Source organism: Acinetobacter sp. 778_lipA (assembly GCF_058242985.1).
Map to the genome: position 1 here is coordinate 26,985 of NZ_JBZAYT010000004.1, position 18,592 is coordinate 45,576.

Sequence of the window (18,592 nt, forward strand, 5' to 3'; positions counted from 1 at the left end):
AATTCTGTATATAAACCATTCACCGAGGTTGGCATTTAGCATTCGTAAAAAATTGAGCAATCGACGACTTAAAAATACTGTAAATTATTTTTGAAAAAGCGTTGCGATGAAACTTTAAACATTAAAACTTGACCTTACAATTATGGTAAGGTTTATCTTAAGTTTAAGTCTTCTTAGAGCAGGGTGAGATATGGAATTTTATATTGAAAATATGACCTGTGGTGGTTGTGCACGTGGTGTAACCAAAGCAATTCAATCTGTAGATGAAAATGCTAAGGTGATTGCCGATCCACCAAGTCACAGTGTTAAAGTTGAAACAACAGCAACACAGCAACAAGTGGTTGATGCTTTATCAGAAGCGGGCTTTCCTCCACGCTAAGCTGATTGGATAAAGTTAAAAGGGCTATCAATTTAAGGTAGCCCTTTTGCATTAAAGCAAATATAAACTGATCAAACTGGGCTCTGTCAGGGGAATTATACGTCTGTATAGCATTGATCAAACACAGCTTTTTCTGATGTAAATTGTTGATCATCACTCTATTTCATCAACTTGATTCAATATCATCGCCTCATCACTGAGCCATTCAAAATCATACGCTTTATCAATAATTTCAAAAGATTGTGTATCAAATTTCCCATAAAACATCGCATGATAAAATCTAGATTTCTAAACTGAGAACACTTTAAATAACCATACACTTTGCAGATTTTATTCTATTTATATTTTTAAAAGTTGTTTTCTAAATAATCTCAAGCTCACTATGATCACAACAAACCGTTACAAAAAGAGCTACAAAATAGAGTTATGCGTACATTATCAAAACGATATTCATTAAGCCTGACCGCCAGCTTAGTTTTTACATTTCTGTATCCACATGCATACGCTGCGGAACAGATTCCAGCCACCCAAGAAATTAAAACACTTGATACCATTGTTGTCACAGGTACACGTTCGCTAAAACGTTCTAAAACAGATTCCTTCCAACCGATTGATGTGATTAGTGCAGCGGAATTGACAGAACGTACAGGTTCAAGTGAGTTAGGTACGGCGCTGGCTAAAATTATCCCCTCGATTAACTTTCCTCGTCCAACCGTTGTCGATGGAACAGAACTCGTTCGCCCAGTGCAACTAAAAGGGCTTTCTCCTGATCAAGTTTTGGTTTTAGTGAATGGCAAACGTCGCCATACAGGGGCATTTATTAACCTTGGGGGCACCATTGGACGTGGTTCAGCACCGACCGATTTAAATGCCATTCCGATTTCTGCCATCAGCCGTATTGAAGTACTTAGAGAAGGTGCGTCTGCTCGCTATGGTTCAGATGCAATTGCGGGGGTCGTCAACATTATCTTAAAGTCTGATCCTAAAACAGGTGATGCTGGTATTCGTTACGGTATTTATAACAAAGGTGATGGTGAACAAAAACAATCCTATGTCTCGGGCGGTACTCAACTGGGCAATTATGGTTATGCCATTTTTTCCGGTGAATGGCAGGACAATGAAGCAACCAATCGTGCAGGTTTAGACTTTCGTGATCCAAATGCTACCACATACGGACAAAGAACCTTCCGTTTTGGTGATCCAAAATCTGATGAGGTTAAAGCTTCTGTTAATGCTGGTTTTGACCTCAGTGAGAGTGTTGAATTATATGGCTTTTCAACCTATAGCCATCGTAATGCAGAAACTGCTGGATTCTATCGTTTGAGTAATGCCTCGAACAATGTACCTGCATTATTTCCAAATGGTTATTTACCCCTGATTCGCGGTCAATTAGATGACTTTAGTGCTGTTGCAGGCTTACGTGGGGAAGTCGCAGACTGGCGCTATGATGTTTCAGCCAATTATGGCTTAAACCAATATGATGTAAATACAAAAACCATTAATGTCGATCTATACAAAGATACAGGTTCAACACCAAATTCATTCCATAATGGACAGTTAAAGAATATCCAAGCTGTTTATAATATTGATTTGTCAAAAGAATTTGAGATCTCTGCTTTTGCAAGTCCATTAAATGTCGCGTTTGGTACTCAATATTTAAACCAACAATATCAAATCAAAGCAGGCAATCCTGCCTCTTATTATAAAAGTGGTTCTTCAGGTTTATCAGGCTTTCGCCAAGCAGATGCCGGGAAATGGACACGTGACAGTTATGCAGGATATCTTGATTTAGAAACAGATATTACCCAAAAACTTTCAGCTTCTACAGCCTATCGTTATGAGAAATATGATGACTTTGGGGACACCAATAATGCATCTCTTTCATTACGTTATAAGCTTTTACCTCAAGTTGCGGTACGTGGCTCAGTTTCTACAGGCTTTCGCGCACCGAGTCTAGCACAACAATATTTCACTCAAACCTCTTCGCAATTGGTCAATGGACAGTTTGTTGAGGCAGGAACATTTCCAAGTTCTTCACAAGTTGCACAATTGCTCGGCGCAGAAGACTTAAAAGCTGAAAAATCAAAGAACTATAGTCTTGGCTTGGTATTTACCCCAACTAAAAACCTATATGTGACTTTGGATGCCTACCAAATTGATATTGATGACCGTATTAGCTTATCTTCAAATATCAATGCCAGCAGCCCCGCTGTTCGCGCTTATTTGGTGTCTAAAGGGATTACCGATACCAATTTCAGCACGGTACGTTTCTTTAATAATGCCAGTAATACTCGCACTCGTGGTGTAGATTTAGTTGCCAATTACCAATGGGAAAACCTGCCTTATGGCGAGTTAACCACATCTTTGGCTTATAATTTTAATCGTAATAAAGTCACCGATGTTGATAAAAACCCTGAAATTTTAAATGCTTTGGGTGTCAACCTTACCCGTTTAGACCGTCGTGAACAATATGGTCTATTGGCCGGAAGTACTCCTGAACATAAATTCAGTTTAGCCAATGATTATAAAATTGGAAATTTTGGTATCAATACCAATATCACGCGTTATGGAAGTTTTGAAACTTACAGTAACTCAGGTGCTGCCAGTGATCAGAAATTTTCTGCAAAATGGCTGTTGGATTTAGCACTAACATACCAATTAAACGATTGGAAATTTACTGTTGGGGGGGACAACATTACCAATGTTTACCCAGATAAAGATGTTTATGACATCAATAAGCCTACAGGCGGAAGTTTGCAATACAGCCAGTTCTCACCGTTTGGTTTTAATGGTGCATTCTATTACGGCAAAATTAATTATAAGTGGTAGAGATTAAAGTTAACTAAGGGCTTCCAACCGAGTTAAATGACTCGGTTTTTTATTCCTATAATTCGAAGAATCATTGGCCCACAAGTTTTTTCATTAAAATATCACCTCGGACACCTTCTCCAAAACTCCAATCTTCTAATTGGTTATACTGAATAACAATCATAATATCTTGCTTTGGAATCTGAAATTTTGCGTTGAGCTGATTGGTTAATTCATGTATAAACTCAGCTTTTTGCTCTGGGCTTCTTAGTTTACCCGCTGTGATATTAAATAAAATAAATTGAGAAGTCCTTTGCTTTTCCACCCCATAATTTGCATCAATAATTATATCTTCTGACTTTAATTGTTGAAAAAAATGGAAGCGATCATTTTTAGGCGTATTAAAGTAATTTTCCATACAGAATTGAGTTAAATCAGAAATCTGTGATTTCTGCTCTGCACTATAAGTATGTGCTGTTACAATACGAATCATGGGCATGTCCAAATCTCCTCAGGCATATGTTCCAATGCTGAAATAGCATTGGGTAAACCAATATAAAAAGCCAAATGTGTAACCATTTCCAAAATTTCTTCTTTGCTGATTCCCAGCTTTAAAGCATTTTGAATATGCCAATTTAATTGGCTATACCGTCCTAAAGTCATCAAAGCACTAATGGTCAGTACACAACGGGTTTTAGTATCTAATGCTTCTCTTTTCCAGATATCTTCAAAGAGTACGTCTTTACTCAATTCATAAAGTTTGGGTGAAATTTGAGCCAAATTAGAAATATCAATGGGTCTAAACATTGTGTGAACCTCTACTATGTCCTTGCTTTACTATGTAGGTATTTTATAATTTAAAAAATCAAAATATTTTTAATCAATACTTCAGGATTTATGAATTATGAAAAATCCAGTTAATCTTGATTTAGATGCTTTACGTTCTTTTGTTATAGGCATTGAACTTGGTAATTTTAATCTTGCAGCAAGTCAGCTTTATCGCTCTCCAGCCGCGGTAAGTGCGCATTTAAGAAAATTAGAAGAACAAACTCAATCTGTTTTAGTACAAAAGAAAGGACGTCATTTAGTCTTAACAAAACAAGGAGAAATGCTGTTTGAATCTGCTAAAAAAATATTAGAATGCAATGATAAAATACTTATTCAATTACAGCAAAATCAAAGTGATGGAGAAATTTATTTTGGTTTACAGGAAGATTTTGGGGATGGTTTGTTACAGTCTGTAATTGCTCAATTTATTCAACAATTTCCAAATGTTAAATTACATACTCAAGTAGATCGTAATGCGAATTTAATTCAAAAAATTGAAAAAAATAGTATTGATTTTGCCTTGATATGGCAACAAGATCATTTATCAAATCAATTTCAAACACTGCAATCAATTGCAACATTTTGGGTAAAGTATCCAGATTTTCAGTTGGGTCAATTGCTTCAAAACCAGCAATCTATACCATTAATTGTATTAAACCAACCTTGTATCCTACGTCAAATTGCAATTGATACACTCAATAAGCATCAATTACCTTGGCATATTGCTTATGAATGTAATTCCCTCAATGCTCTCTGGGCAGCTGTGCGTGCTGGGATTGGAATTTCGATTCGTTCTGATTTTTCTATTCCACAAGAGTTAGAGAAAGTTAGAAATCATTCACTTCCTCAGTTACCCGATTTTAATTTTGGTTTATATCATTCAGACAAAATGTTGAAGCAAATTGATCACTGTTTTATACAATGTATAAATAATTGTTTAAATTAACCGAGATTCATAAACCATCATTTCACCACCACTTTTATAGGTGCTGAAAAGATTTGATAGAAGTTTTGTGCATCGATCTGATATTTATAACCAGCCAAAACATATGCAGTGCCCTTTTCAGAGAAACTCAACTGACCATTTTTAATCTCATGTTTTGCAGAACCTGATAAAATGACAAAATTGCTGAGTTGCTGATTGAGTTTCGCTCCATCTTGCTGAACCAATTGCGCATTGAGTAATACTGGCTGTTCAGTTTTTACTTTGACATTCTCGGGTGCTTGAATATCAACGATATATTTCGCATAAAGTTGCGCAGAATTGGTGGTTATCCCGTAGGTCCCTGCAATATATAATTTTTTAAATGTTTCATCAGTCAATGCCCAAGGCCAAAAACTGATTCCACGGTGCTTGGTCGTTTCTAAAAGATTGATCAAATCAGCACGATAAGCAGGGTTATATGTTGAATTATATTTCTGAACATCGGCATTGATTTGTTTGGCGGCAATTAAAGTATTGCGACTATTGGGCATGCTTCCAACCAATAACCCTCGCGGTATCTCAGACAATTGTGACTGTGCACGTGCAACTTGATCTGCATTAAATGAGGTCGTGACGACTTGATTTTCAACTTGGTACTTTTTAATTTCATCCTGCATTTTTGCAACCAATGCTGGATTGGCACTTTTCATTTCGATCATCAATACAAAGTTTGGATTGTGCTTAAATGTAGTGAAATATTCTGCAAGGGTCGGTATTGGATAAGCTTTGTTTTTAGATTTTAATTGCTGAACCTGCGCAAGGCTCATTTCTTCAATTTTACCTGTTGAACGCGTAGTGCGATCCACTGTTGCATCATGCATCACCACAAGATGCTGGTCTTTTGTTAAATAAATATCGTTTTCAACAATATCTGCACCCAAAGCAACTGCATGTTTTGCACTTTCTAAGGTATTTTCATCTTCTAAACTTGGTACACCACGATGCCCAATAATAAAGGGTTTACGCAATAAAGTGTTTTTTGGAAATTGTTTTAAGACACTGGCAAATAGCGTACTTTGCGTTGTAATAATCCCATTCACACCTGAAGTCAAAATACTGGCAACATCCTGCGGATCATGTGCTGGTGTATCAACCCACACTGTCATTAAATGACGTTGAATAAAGCTGACACTGGGTTTGTTGGCAAGGCTATGCGGAAGAACCACGATGCGTGCATAGGCCTGATTAGTACGACGCATAATTTCAGAAAGACCAACATGACTCTCCTTTAAATTTTCGCGACTTAAATCTAATGCTGTTCGAAGCGTAGGTACAATTTGATGCGCAGACTTGAGTAAATCATCACTTTTGGACAATACAGTAATATCGCTCATATCGTGAGATTTAGAGAGTAATTTTAAGGCTTCAATGCTTTTGGGATCTTTGATTTCTAAAACAGGAATGGTATTGCGCTGTGGATTGGATAAATATTGTTGTAATGTTTCAACCACCTGCCCTGTCTGATCAAGCAAGTTTAAATTGGCATCTAATTGATAATATAACTGATTGGTTGAATTTAATGGACTGCTGGTAGTTTTAACTTTTTGAATCAGCGTCGGTGCCAAACCAACATTAGTTTGAATTTCTTGCACTTGAGTGACTTTATTGGCTAAGTCTGGCAACGCACTGGTTTGTTCAGAGACTTGAATATTTTTAACTTTTAAGACTAGGCCTGTTGCTGAAAGGCCGATGCCACCTTTGGCAGATCCTTGGTCAAGTTCTACATCTTGCATCAACTGGTGGTTTAAATAGTGTTGTACCCGTTGTCCAGACACCACAATGCTGGCTTTATACCATTGATTTGCTTTGATGTTCTCCGAGAATGCTTTCGTTTCAGAGACTTCCCATTGCCCGTTACTTTTATGCCGACCAAACTCCGTACCATTTTTTGCAGTGGTGTCTGTTCTGAGGGTAAATTGATAATAACTGCTTGGAATCACCCCCTGTGTTTCTGTGACATCATAAATCACACTGCCCCAACGCGAGTTATTGACAGCTTGGTCTAAAGTAAATTCGAGATCAATGCGATAGTTTTGTTGTTTCTCAAGATTTTGCGGTAATAAAATTGAGGTCGGACTGACTGAATTTGCTCGACCATCAATATGAAGCATCCCATTTTCAACATAGACGTTGCCGGCATTGTTGCCAGGAATACGCCAGCCTTGAGGGATTGTTTTTTGCTGAACAAAACTTTGTTGATAAAGTGTTTTAAGCTGCTGCGAAGCAAGTTTAGGCTGATTTTGGGTCGAAATTTTACTTGCAGGCTCAGCATGGCTCAACATCGGCAAAGAAATTAAAACAGCAAAAGATAAAACGGATAATTTCATAAAATTTCTAGAGCCTTTAAAATGTATTTTTAGCAAGCTACATTTCAAAGGCATTAGCCTAATTTAAATTTTGCCGATATTTTAAACCTTTATATGACACAGAACATCTATTTAAAAGATGCCTAAGCAAATAAACTTCACAACTACTGTTGCTGCTGTTCTTGTTGCCAACGACGTTGCTGTAAACGCTCACCTTCAACTTCACGCTTATTACGAGCAGACTCATATAATTTTGTGCCTTTCAATTCAGGTGGTAAATATTCCTGTAGCACAAAATTTTCAGGATAGTTATGAGGATAAAGATATTCCACACCATAGCCTTGTTGTTTCATAAGCTTGGTCGGTGCATTACGTAAATGGAGTGGCACAGGTAGGTTGGAAGTTTTTTCTGCAAGTTCTAAGGCTTTATTGATCGCCAAATAAGTGCTGTTACTCTTTGCACTGGTTGCCAGATAAACTGCGCATTGGCCTAAAATAATTCGACACTCAGGCATGCCTATCGCTTGAACCGAGCGGAAACATTCTCCCGCTAAAAGCAATGCATTTGGATTTGAGTTACCAATATCTTCTGAAGCAGCAATCAACATACGACGAGCGATAAAAACCGGATCCTCACCGCCTTTAAGCATACGTGCCATCCAATACAACGTTGCATCAGGGTCACTACCCCGAATAGATTTAATAAATGCAGACACCAGATCATAATGCTGCTCACCTGATTTGTCATAGCGTGCAATGTTCTGTTGCGCAACTTTGACCACGATCGCATTGGTCACAATATTTTCTATATCGGACTCAAAGGTGCTAGCAATTAAATCGATTAAATTTAGTGCCTTACGTGCATCACCCGCAGCAAATTGAACCAACGCATCAAATTCTTCAATCTGGATATGCCGGTCTTGTAAAAATTTATCTTGTTGAATTGCGCGTAAAATGAGTTCTTGAATCGCCTCATTACTTAAGCCATTTAAGGTATAAACCTGACAACGTGACAACAAAGCACTGTTGACTTCAAATGAAGGGTTTTCGGTTGTTGCACCAATCAGGGTAATTTTGCCTTTTTCGACAGCATTTAATAAAGCATCTTGTTGAGACTTATTAAAACGATGAATTTCATCAATAAATACTACTGGTGTTAATAAATCACCACTTTCAGCAATCACCTCACGTAGCTCCTTTACCCCCGTATTTAAAGCAGATAAGCTGATAAATGGGCGATCAACCGCTTGCGCCAATAACAAAGCGATTGTCGTTTTTCCAACACCAGGAGGCCCCCAAAAAATAATTGAGGGTAAATGCCCTTGATCAATCATTTGACGGAGTGGTGCTGCGACACCGAGTAAATGATCTTGCCCAATAATTTCAGACAAATCACGTGGACGTAAACGTTCTGGAAGCGGAATTTGAGTGTCTGACATACTGCTTTTTTAATTGATGAATGCTGCCCTTAGTCTACTATGGAAAATCATCAATATTACACTTTTAGCTTTAAAATAATCGATTCTGTAAAACATCCATTAATGATGCCTGAAATACTTGGCCATGACTGAGATGTGGATAAAGCATCAATTTTGCATCTACACCTTTGCTGGCCAAATCTAAAACCAATTGACGGTTATTTTGAATCATCTCCCGATCTGCATTTGGGCTGATTGGTCTAGTTGTAGACTGAATTATGTCACCTTCCATTACCCACAATTTTTTATTTTTTAGTTGTTCAGGCTTGGCTTTTCCAACAGCTTTAAGCAGTCGCGAATCTGCCCATGTGAGAGATGGACTGGCTGAAAAATAGTGTGAAAACTTATTATCTGTGCTTTGACTATTTAAAAGGGTATCTAAAACAAACAAACCACCATAAGAATGTCCCCACAAAGCGGTACGTTGCTCATCCAGTTTTACTTGCGTATTGACCCACGGCATAATTTTTTCAAACAATACCTGTCTAAATTGCGCACTTCCCCCTGCCATACGTTCAGGATTGCGTGGATCAACAGTTACTTTTCCAGATTCATCCGCAGGTGTGTAGTCTACAGATCTTGAAGCAGACTCAAACGGTAATTGGGTTTGATAGCCGATTGCCACCAACACTGGGCTGTCTTGTTCTGAGAATTTTTTCAACAGTGACTCATCTAAACGCGCCATAGCAGAGTTGCCATCTAACATAAAAACAGCAGGTAAAATCTTATTTTTATTGATGTGTTTAGGAATACCGACCCAAACTTTATAATAACGTTGTTGATCTGCGGATTTAAAATTTTTTACTTGGAATTGATAATAACTGGAGCCTTGCTCCGCAATATTTGGCCCTAAAGCTTGCAAAGCTGGCTTTGCATAAACATTGGAGTGAATACCAAAACTCAGGCTGATAGCACATAGACAAAAGGTACTTTTTTTCAACAGCGAAGATAAAGCAAACATTTTAAAACACATCAAACTGGAGGGCTTAGTTATCATATTACTATTTGATAATGATTATCAATTCATAAATGAATTAACGCACCCATCTTACAATGTACTCATCAATTTCTTCTTCATTGACTTCGGTTTCGGAGATACAACGCCCTGCAGCAGATTTTCTCGCTTTAATCACATTGCTTCTTGAGCCTGTGATCAGATAGTGCCATGCCGGTAAATTTTTACCTTCATGCACACGGCGATAAGCACAACTTGAAGGCAACCAATGAATATTGGCTAATTTTTCAGGGCTTAATTGAATACAGTCGGGTACATAATTTAAACGGTTGGGATAGTCAGAACACTGAGCGGTCGTACAATCGAGGAGTTTACAAGACACTTTAGTATAGGCAATTTCATGTGTGTCATCATCTTCTAATTTCACCAAACAGCACAGCCCACAACCATCACACAATGCTTCCCACTCAGTCGGATTTAACTCAGACAGCGTATAATTCTTCCAAAACTGGGGACGTATCTCAAAGGTCATGGCATAACATTAAAGTCATATAAGGCGGAATAATTATACCAGTATAAAAGCAGAAATTAGAAAAATTAAAACAGAACAAACCTTTACATATTTCTTTATTAATCACACTTTCTAAACACAACTTCACAAGTAAGTCAGGTTTTTCTGCATATACTGAAAATACATAACAAAAATATGGAGATGAATATTATGTTCCGTTGGGCAATTATTTTCGCTGTGATCGCCTTAATCGCAAGTTTATTCGGTTTTGGTGGTGTTGCGGGAATGTCTAAAGACTTCGCAGTCATTCTTCTCGTTGTCGCTGTAATCCTCGCGATTGTTGGATTTATTTCGAGAGGAAAAGTTTAACTTTTCCTGATCAATTTTCAATAAAAAGAGAAGAACCCCGGTTCTTCTCTTTTTCATTTGAAAACTATCTTTTCTATTCATAAATTTTCACATTTCAATTGTAAATATTCCAAATTTAGTCATTTGAATCTTATATATTTATGCTTTAATCAATCTCATTCTCGCCAATAGACAAGGATTAACCGATGGCTCTTGCAATCAAAACTCGTGAAATTCAATACCAAGCAAAAGATGGAACAACTTTAATCGGTTATTTTGCTGCGCCTGAATCCGCACAACAAGTTGCAGGCGTGATTGTTGGTCCTGAATGGTGGGGCCGAAACGAGTATTCTGAACAACGTGCTCGAGAGTTGGCACAACATGGTTTTGCTGCGCTGGCAATTGATATGTATGGTGATAAAAAAACTACGACTGTTGCGACTCAAGCTCAAGAGTGGATGATGCAAACTTTCCAAAATGAAAATACCATTGTTGAGCGTGCGGCTTCGGCTCTCGCTGCTTTGGCAGAACAGCCAGAAGTAGATGCAAACCGACTGGCGGCAATTGGATTCTGTTATGGTGGTAAAGTGATATTAGATTTGGCACGCTCAGGTGCAGAATTAAAAGCTGCCATTACTTTCCATGCAAATTTATCCGCACGAAATGCAGCGGAATCAGGAAAATTTAAAGCGCAAGTTCTTGTCCTGCATGGTGAAAAAGACAGTATGGTGTCTTTGGCGGATGTAGAATCGTTTAAACAAGAAATGAATCATGCTCAGGTAAAATCTGAAGTGATCATCCTTAAAGATGCTAAACATGGCTTTAGTAATCCTCAAGCAGATGAAAAAGCAAAAGCAAATGGTGTAGATCTAGGTTATAACGCAAAAGCAGAGAAAGACGGATTAGCAGCAATGTATGATTTATTAGACCGTACCTTGGTTTAACCTACTCTGGCTTAATTAAAATACGTTCTACATTGATTGAGACAACAAAACGAGGAATTCGAAATGACTGAAAAAGTATGTCCTTATTGTGACTTTGACGAATTTGATATCATTGATAAAAATGAATTTGGTGCAATTTTGCCTGAACACCAGCCTTTGTCAAAAGGTCATTCAGTTATTATTCCTTTGCGCCATATTGATTCTTTTTTTGAAGTTTCAGAGAAAGAACGAAAAAGCCTTTCCTCTTTATTGGAACTCGCTCGTAACGAGCTTAAGATTCGCCATCAACCTGAAGGTTTTCATATTGCCTTTAATGATGGGCATGTATTTGGTGAAGATCAAAGTGGACACTTCCATATTCATATTATCCCACGTTATAAAAATGAACCGCTTAAACTCGATAAGCGCTGGGGTATCGTGAACGAAAGTTAAGTTGTGGATACAAACTCATTTGAAAGACGCTCTGGCGTCTTTTTTTATGCAAATTGAATGCTCAGGTTTAAGATAATTTTCCGCAATAAATTTATCTTGGTTATACTGACTATCTAATTTTTACGCTAGATTGTTATGTCGCAATTTTCATTTTCAGATGCGCTATTGACTTGGTTTGATCAACACGGGCGCCATGATTTACCTTGGCAAGTGGCTGATGATCCCTACAAAGTTTGGGTATCTGAAATTATGTTGCAACAAACTCAAGTCAAAACTGTACTGCAATATTTTGATAAATTTATCCAACGTTTTCCAACCGTCGATGACTTGGGTAAAGCCTCTTGGGACGATGTAGCCCCCTATTGGGCAGGATTAGGCTACTACGCCCGTGCAAGAAATTTGCATAAAGCAGCAGGCGTGGTCAGCCAGCAGGGGCATTTCCCACCAAGCTTAGAACAATGGGTGGAACTTCCAGGTATCGGTCGCTCTACTGGTGGCGCATTGATGTCACTTGGCTTACGCCAATACGGCGTCATTATGGATGGCAATGTAAAACGTGTTTTGGCCCGTTTTTTTGCCATTGAAGATGACCTGAGTAAACCCATCCATGAACGAGCCATGTGGCAACTGGCGGAAAGCATATGCCCAACTGAACGCAACCATGACTATACCCAAGCAATTATGGATTTGGGCGCAACCATTTGCACACCAAAAAAGCCACTCTGCTTATACTGTCCCATGCAACAACATTGCCAAGCCCATCAACAGGGGCTAGAAACCGAACTGCCTTATAAGAAAGCTAAAAAGCCTGTTCCAGCTAGAACTGCCACAGTGTTATTAATTGAGTCAGATCAACAATGGTTATGGGAACAGCGTCCTAACAGTGGTTTATGGGGAGGCTTATGGAGTTTACCGATTTTTGAAAACGAGCTCGCGTTTCAACAGCTTTGTCAAAGTCTAAAGCTTATTTCAACTGTTGAATCTGTCCAAATCTCGCATAGCTTTACCCATTTCACTTGGATTTTGAATGCACATATTGTTCGAGTTGAATCAGACCAAAAAGAATACCTCCAGGCTGAACTTGGGGGCGAATGGTTAACACCACAAAAAGCTACACAAATGGGTATCCCGACAGCCATGAAAAAATTGATCTCAGCAGTAAAAATATGACATAGTCAGACACGGGTATTCTAAGCATATTTCAATTTTAATTTGCCCTTTTGAAACTTGAAAAAAAGGATTTCTCGTGTCACGTAGCATCCAATATTGCTTGATGGCTTTGCTTGCCATTATTTTAACTGCATGTACCACTGCACCTAAAAAACCAAGCTCATCTAAGCCACAGCTTCCACAAGCTCAAATTAACCGCCTAAAAGCAATGTCAATGCCAACCCGATTGGCAATTCCTGTAGATGGAGTAAAACCACAAAACCTCACAGATACTTGGGGTGCATCTCGCAGTGCTGGGCGAGCACATGAAGGAATTGACATCATGGCTTCACGTGGAACCAAAGTTTACAGTAGCACTGAAGGTGTAATTACCAGTTTAAAGAGCAATAATCTAGGTGGCAAAGTGATTTGGCTCATCGGGCCAGGCGGTGTTTATCACTATTATGCACATCTAAATGATCACAAACGTGGATTACAAGAAGGTGATTATATTAAAAAAGGCCAGCTAATTGGCTATGTGGGAAATACGGGAAATGCACGACATACTGCACCGCATTTGCACTATGGACTATACTTAAGAGGTAAAGGACAAGGTGCAGTCAACCCCTACCCTTATTTACGTTAATTTTAGATTGAATCAATTTAGGAATATTCCATGTCAGAAGCATTGCTTGAGCGTTTAGTTGAATTTGCAGAATCAGGCAATCAACAAAAAATTGCCCTCAATGGACAAAATCATCAAGGCTGGATTATGGAAATCACCGATGAAGCATTAATGATCAGTACTGGCTTTGCAGACAAAGCGGGTAAAGATATTTGGGTAAATTTTAAAGATTTAGAACATGCGCAACTTTCCTATTGGGACAACAAACAAGATCAATGGGTCGAATTTAAACTTTAGACAATTAAAACTTAAATCAATCAGAACAATGGTAGATCTTTTATGACAAATAAACGCTGTGGTTGGTGTTCAGATGATCCTATTTATATTGAATATCATGATCAAGAGTGGGGTAAATCCAATCGAGATGAACAGCATTTATTTGAAATGCTTTGCCTAGAGGGGCAACAAGCAGGTTTATCTTGGATTACTGTTTTAAAAAAACGTGAAAGCTATCGCGCCCAATTTTTTAACCACCCGATTCAAACCATTGCCAATTTTACTGAACAAGAGCTTGCACTAAAATGTCAGGATACTGGGTTGATTCGCCATATCGGGAAATTAACAGCGATTCGTGACAATGCCATTGCATGGCAAAACATGAAAGCTCACGACATTGATATGGTGAACTGGTTATGGGATTTCGTAGACCAGCAAGTACAGCTCAATGATGTCCCTGATTATAAATTAGCGCCTGCACAAACCGAAACCAGTCAAAAGCTTTCCAAAGCGTTAAAAAAGAAAGGTTTTAAATTTGTTGGTCCAACCACTTGCTATGCCTTTATGCAAGCAGTGGGCATGGTCAATGACCATGAAAATGATTGTATATCCCGCTAAAAGTTTAACTGAGCAAACAGGAAGGATTCACATGTCAAATAATACGTTTCATGCTTATGCTGCCTTAGAGGCAGGTGCAGCACTTGTGCCCTATCAATTTGATGCAGGTGAATTACAGCCTCATCAGGTCGAAGTCAAAGTTGAATATTGCGGTTTATGCCATTCCGATGTTTCAGTGATTAACAATGAATGGGGAAATTCAGTTTTTCCAGTGGTTGGCGGTCATGAAATTATCGGTACCATCATTCAACTGGGTTCAGAAGCGAAAGGATTAAAAGTCGGTCAACGTGTTGGTATCGGCTGGACTGCGGAAAGTTGTCAGCACTGTGATCCGTGTGTTAGTGGTCAACAAGTGCTTTGCACAGGAGGTTCAGTTGCAACCATCGTTGGTCATGCAGGCGGGTTTGCAGATAAGGTCCGTGCAGGTTGGCAGTGGATTATTCCTTTTCCTGAAGATTTAAACCCTGAAAGTGCTGGTCCTTTATTATGTGGTGGTATCACTGTTTTTGACCCAATTTTAAAACATCAAATTCAAGCAGTTCACCATGTCGGTGTGATTGGGATTGGTGGCTTAGGTCATATGGCCATTAAAATACTCAAAGCTTGGGGTTGTGAGATCACCGCTTTCACATCGAGTTTGGATAAAACAGATGAACTTAAAGCAATGGGAGCAGACCATGTGGTCAATAGTCGCGATGCCGATGCGTTAAAAGCGCAACGTGGCAAATTTGATTTATTGCTCTGTACGGTAAATGTGAGTTTGGACTGGAAAGCATATCTAAATACACTGGCACCAAATGGCACAATTCATATGCTAGGTTTAGTCCTCGAACCTATGCCGATTCCTGCGGGTGCACTGATTGGCGGTGCAAAATCAGTGACTGGTTCACCAACGGGCTCCCCTTTTGCATTGCGTCAATTATTACAATTTGCAGCACGCAAAAACATTGCACCGCAAATTGAAGTTTATCCAATGTCAAAAATTAATGAGGCTTTGGAGCGACTTCATTCTGGAAAAGCCCGTTATCGTATCGTATTAAAAGCGGATTTCTAATTTAAGTCTGACCATCCATCACGGTTTATCAAGAACCGTGAATGGAATAAGGCTGTCGTGGTATGCGTTTGCTCAAAGATCAGTTAAGCCACACTCTTGGCTAACAATTCACCCCTTACCCAATCTGCCAATAACATAATTGCATCCTGAATCTCTTCCGACAGTTCATGCCCTGCATTTAAGCGAATACAATTGTTATAACGGTGATCCTCACCAAAAATAATCCCTGGCACAATATTGATACTGTATTGCTGGGCATAATAATACAACGCCAAACTATCAATCTGCTCTGGGAACTGTAACCACAAGGCATAACTTCCCTGCGGTTGATTTAGACGAATCTCTACCCCATAAAAAGCATGTTGAATAAACTGTAGATATTGCGCAACTTGAGTCATCAACTTAGGGCGTAACTCACTCAAATGCTGACGATAGGCTCTGCTATAAATCAAATCAGCAAGTCCCAATTGCAATGGTGTATTGACCGAAACATTTTGTAAAATCAACTTGGCATGTAAGTGCTGTAAACGTTGTGGTAAACAGAACCAACCTACCCGATAAGAGGTCGACAACGACTTGGAAACCGATCCGCAATAAACCACATAGCCCTGTTGATCCCAATATTTAATCGGTAACGGGCGTTTGGCATTAAAGCTACATTCAGCATAAATATCATCTTCAATCACGTAACACTGATACTTCGCTGCCAGCTGTGCAATTTTTTCTTTCTCGGCATTAGTCAAACAGAAGCCTAAAGGATTTTGAAAATTGGCGGTTAATAAACAGACTTTTGCAGCTGAGTTTTGCATCTCTTGTTCTAAACGATCTAGATCAAAACCTTCGGTATTGGCAGGGATTTCAATAATTTTTCGTTTGAGCAACGCCAACAATTGCAACTGACCATTATAGTTTGGTGTGGGCACAATCACACTGTCACCGATTTGGCTAAGGCTTTGAATCATCACAGACAATGCTGGCATACAACCATTGCTGATATAAATATCTTCTTTGGCAATATAAAAACCATCTTCAGCCCAATGTGCTGACAAAGCCTCTCTTAGCTGAAGGTGCCCTTGGCGGTCATTATATAAAAAGTCTTCAGGTTTACTGTGCTTTAAAGCACGTTGTATTGAACGGCGTAATGCCTCTACAGGAACTAGATTAGGCGATAACTGAATCGAACCTAAATGGATCAGTTTATTATTGATTGCTGCTTCATGAATTTGAATTTGTAAGTCTAGATTTGAAACCTCACGCGCTCTCGACTTAAAATCAGGATGGTCAGGTACAGCTATCTGCGGAATTTTTTGCTGTGATTGAACAAAATAGCCAGACTTTTCTTTGACATAAATCAAACCTTGTGCTTCAAGCAATTCATAACAACTTTTTGCTGTATTGAGACTAATATTTTGCAACGCAGCAAATTTTCGTAAAGAACTAAGTCGTTGCCCAACAACCAACTCACCGCAATAAATTTTCTGTGCAATTTGCTGTGCTAATGTTTGATATTGAAAAGCCATATCTGTACTCAAATTTTAATATTTGTTGTATCTGTATCTATAAAGTTAACAGATTTATGCTTGTTTCACAGCCAATTTTTACAAACAAATTGATTTGAAAGGAGAAAAAAATGAGAACGATCGCTTTAATCAGTATTGTCTTTGGATTAACTGCTTGCCAACCTCAACACGTAAATCAAGCTGCTCAGAAACAACATTTTGTATGTAAATCTTTGATTGAAGGCTTTTTAAAAACACAAAATTTAGGTGAATACAAACTTGATCATTTAGAACCAACTTTACATCAGACCGCACCTATCCGAAACTACCGCTACCATGCCAGCAGTGATCAGCGGATGAAAATTAATATTCCTGTGCAAAAAGACTTGGCGTTTAAATGCCTTCAGACAGCAAATGATCATTTTGAAATCCAATTGGTTAATCCACACCAACCCCGTAGCCAAACTTTACTGAGTCTGGATTTACCGCCACAAAAGACTATCGAAACTTTGACAGCTTTTGCGTTAAAAACTCAATAAATAAACGAACACGCTTTGGTAAATGTTCCTGTTGATAATACACTGCATGGATGTGTTGCTCGTAAAGCTCTATTTGATCTTCAAATAGAGCGATCAAGCGTCCTTGCTTTATATCTTTTAAAATCTCAAACTCAGACAATCTCGCAATTCCATGCCCGCGTAAACACAATTGGCGGACAGTTTCACCACTAGATGCTTTGATTTTTGGTTTGACAGTAAGCCTTTCTCCATTGACTCGAATCGGCCAAGTATTTAAACGACTGACTTTGCTAAAGCCAATTTGCCTATGATTTAAAATATCTTGCGGTGTCTCTGGATAACCATGTGTTGCTAAATATTCAGGACTGGCAACGATATATAACCGGCTTTTACACAACAAACGCGCATGTAAACTCGAATCATTAAGATCCCCAAAACGTATCGCAACATCTGTTTTATGTTCTAATAAATCGATGATCTGATCGTTACTGTTTAACTCTATTTCAATCTCAGGATACAATCGAGAAAACTCTTGCATCAATGGTGCAATCACGTGCAATACAAAAGGTGTCGCAGAATCCACACGAATCAGCCCAGATGTATCACTGTCAGATTTTAATAAAGCATCTTCTGCTTCATTGAGATCATGCACAATTTTTCGGGCTTTTGCTAAAAATAATTGCCCCTCTTGGGTCAATTTAAGTTTACGTGTTGTCCGCTCTAATAAAGTGACATTCAGTTTAGATTCAAGTCGTTGCAAGGCTCGACTTACACCTGAAGTGGTTTGTTCAAGATGCGTTGCTGCTGCAACAATCGAACCACTATCGACAATATTAATAAAAGCCTGTAATTCTTCGAGTGTAGATTTCATTGCTGCTA

General features: G+C 38.6%; 20 protein-coding genes. 12 read left to right on the plus strand and 8 right to left on the minus strand.

Translation table 11 applies throughout. The annotated features are described in order from the left end of the window. Nucleotides 1-190 precede the first annotated feature (190 nt). Both AC4CUY_RS22155 and AC4CUY_RS22160 read left to right on the plus strand, forming a co-directional pair. Entirely contained in the window at nt 191-379 is a 189-nt protein-coding gene (locus tag AC4CUY_RS22155) for a heavy-metal-associated domain-containing protein (RefSeq protein ID WP_004818287.1), read from the plus strand. 426 nt (nt 380-805) lie between these two features. After that, nucleotides 806-3,208: a TonB-dependent receptor plug domain-containing protein gene (locus AC4CUY_RS22160; RefSeq protein ID WP_336952537.1), complete on the plus strand. Its 2,403-nt coding sequence runs from the start codon at nt 806-808 to the stop codon at nt 3,206-3,208. A 70-nt stretch (nt 3,209-3,278) separates the two neighbouring features. On the opposite strand, the gene AC4CUY_RS22165 is transcribed toward AC4CUY_RS22160, so the two are convergent. Then, entirely contained in the window at nt 3,279-3,686 is a 408-nt protein-coding gene (locus tag AC4CUY_RS22165) for a tautomerase family protein (protein ID WP_419819774.1), read from the minus strand. Further along, on the minus strand, nt 3,677-3,994 hold the full coding sequence (locus AC4CUY_RS22170) for a carboxymuconolactone decarboxylase family protein (protein ID WP_336952540.1): 318 nt from the start codon (nt 3,992-3,994) through the stop codon (nt 3,677-3,679). The genes AC4CUY_RS22165 and AC4CUY_RS22170 overlap by 10 nt, the downstream gene beginning before the upstream one ends. Before the next feature lie 97 nt (nt 3,995-4,091). Between AC4CUY_RS22170 and AC4CUY_RS22175 the strand changes: the two genes are divergently transcribed. After that, nucleotides 4,092-4,961, plus strand: coding sequence for a LysR substrate-binding domain-containing protein (locus tag AC4CUY_RS22175; RefSeq protein WP_336952541.1), 870 nt, complete (start codon nt 4,092-4,094; stop codon nt 4,959-4,961). 17 nt (nt 4,962-4,978) lie between these two features. On the opposite strand, the gene AC4CUY_RS22180 is transcribed toward AC4CUY_RS22175, so the two are convergent. From AC4CUY_RS22180 to AC4CUY_RS22195, 4 genes are all read right to left on the minus strand, one after another. Further along, complete coding sequence (locus tag AC4CUY_RS22180) at nt 4,979-7,327, minus strand: glycerophosphodiester phosphodiesterase family protein (RefSeq protein ID WP_490774726.1); 2,349 nt, start codon at nt 7,325-7,327, stop codon at nt 4,979-4,981. Between the two features lie 143 nt (nt 7,328-7,470). After that, a complete protein-coding gene (locus AC4CUY_RS22185; RefSeq protein WP_336952543.1) occupies nt 7,471-8,745 on the minus strand; it encodes a replication-associated recombination protein A in 1,275 nt (424 codons plus the stop codon). A 70-nt stretch (nt 8,746-8,815) separates the two neighbouring features. After that, nucleotides 8,816-9,745, minus strand: coding sequence for an alpha/beta hydrolase (locus AC4CUY_RS22190; RefSeq protein WP_419819777.1), 930 nt, complete (start codon nt 9,743-9,745; stop codon nt 8,816-8,818). A gap of 73 nt (nt 9,746-9,818) precedes the next feature. After that, nucleotides 9,819-10,271: a YcgN family cysteine cluster protein gene (locus tag AC4CUY_RS22195; RefSeq protein ID WP_336952545.1), complete on the minus strand. Its 453-nt coding sequence runs from the start codon at nt 10,269-10,271 to the stop codon at nt 9,819-9,821. Between the two features lie 189 nt (nt 10,272-10,460). Between AC4CUY_RS22195 and AC4CUY_RS22200 the strand changes: the two genes are divergently transcribed. From AC4CUY_RS22200 to ahr, 8 genes are all read left to right on the plus strand, one after another. Further along, on the plus strand, nt 10,461-10,619 hold the full coding sequence (locus AC4CUY_RS22200) for a DUF1328 domain-containing protein (RefSeq protein ID WP_004718815.1): 159 nt from the start codon (nt 10,461-10,463) through the stop codon (nt 10,617-10,619). 185 nt (nt 10,620-10,804) lie between these two features. Further along, entirely contained in the window at nt 10,805-11,542 is a 738-nt protein-coding gene (locus AC4CUY_RS22205; protein WP_419819778.1) for a dienelactone hydrolase family protein, read from the plus strand. 63 nt (nt 11,543-11,605) lie between these two features. Further along, nucleotides 11,606-11,974, plus strand: a complete 369-nt coding sequence (locus tag AC4CUY_RS22210; RefSeq protein ID WP_336952547.1) for an HIT family protein — start codon at nt 11,606-11,608, stop codon at nt 11,972-11,974. Between the two features lie 135 nt (nt 11,975-12,109). After that, nucleotides 12,110-13,144, plus strand: a complete 1,035-nt coding sequence (gene mutY, locus AC4CUY_RS22215) for an A/G-specific adenine glycosylase (RefSeq protein ID WP_336952548.1) — start codon at nt 12,110-12,112, stop codon at nt 13,142-13,144. 76 nt (nt 13,145-13,220) lie between these two features. Further along, nucleotides 13,221-13,769 carry a M23 family metallopeptidase gene (locus tag AC4CUY_RS22220; RefSeq protein WP_336952549.1) on the plus strand — a complete coding sequence of 183 codons (549 nt, stop codon included), beginning with the start codon at nt 13,221-13,223 and terminating at the stop codon, nt 13,767-13,769. Between the two features lie 30 nt (nt 13,770-13,799). Continuing rightward, entirely contained in the window at nt 13,800-14,045 is a 246-nt protein-coding gene (locus AC4CUY_RS22225) for a hypothetical protein (RefSeq protein ID WP_336952550.1), read from the plus strand. 42 nt (nt 14,046-14,087) lie between these two features. Beyond that, nucleotides 14,088-14,642 (plus strand): DNA-3-methyladenine glycosylase I, encoded by a 555-nt coding sequence (locus AC4CUY_RS22230; RefSeq protein WP_419819779.1) that lies wholly within the window; start codon nt 14,088-14,090, stop codon nt 14,640-14,642. Nucleotides 14,643-14,673: 31 nt separating this feature from the next. After that, nucleotides 14,674-15,696 (plus strand): NADPH-dependent aldehyde reductase Ahr, encoded by a 1,023-nt coding sequence (gene ahr, locus AC4CUY_RS22235; RefSeq protein WP_336952552.1) that lies wholly within the window; start codon nt 14,674-14,676, stop codon nt 15,694-15,696. 83 nt (nt 15,697-15,779) lie between these two features. Here the strand turns inward: ahr and AC4CUY_RS22240 are convergent, their stop codons facing one another. Then, the gene (locus tag AC4CUY_RS22240; protein ID WP_419360562.1) at nt 15,780-17,216 is read right to left on the minus strand and encodes an aminotransferase-like domain-containing protein; all 1,437 of its coding nucleotides are present in this window, start codon (nt 17,214-17,216) and stop codon (nt 15,780-15,782) included. Between the two features lie 110 nt (nt 17,217-17,326). On the opposite strand from AC4CUY_RS22240, the gene AC4CUY_RS22245 reads away from it, so the two are divergent. Then, nucleotides 17,327-17,734, plus strand: a complete 408-nt coding sequence (locus AC4CUY_RS22245) for a hypothetical protein (RefSeq protein WP_490774727.1) — start codon at nt 17,327-17,329, stop codon at nt 17,732-17,734. On the opposite strand, the gene AC4CUY_RS22250 is transcribed toward AC4CUY_RS22245, so the two are convergent. Continuing rightward, nucleotides 17,694-18,584, minus strand: coding sequence for a LysR family transcriptional regulator (locus AC4CUY_RS22250; protein WP_490774728.1), 891 nt, complete (start codon nt 18,582-18,584; stop codon nt 17,694-17,696). The two genes, AC4CUY_RS22245 and AC4CUY_RS22250, sit on opposite strands and share 41 nt — an antisense overlap. Nucleotides 18,585-18,592: the final 8 nt, after the last annotated feature.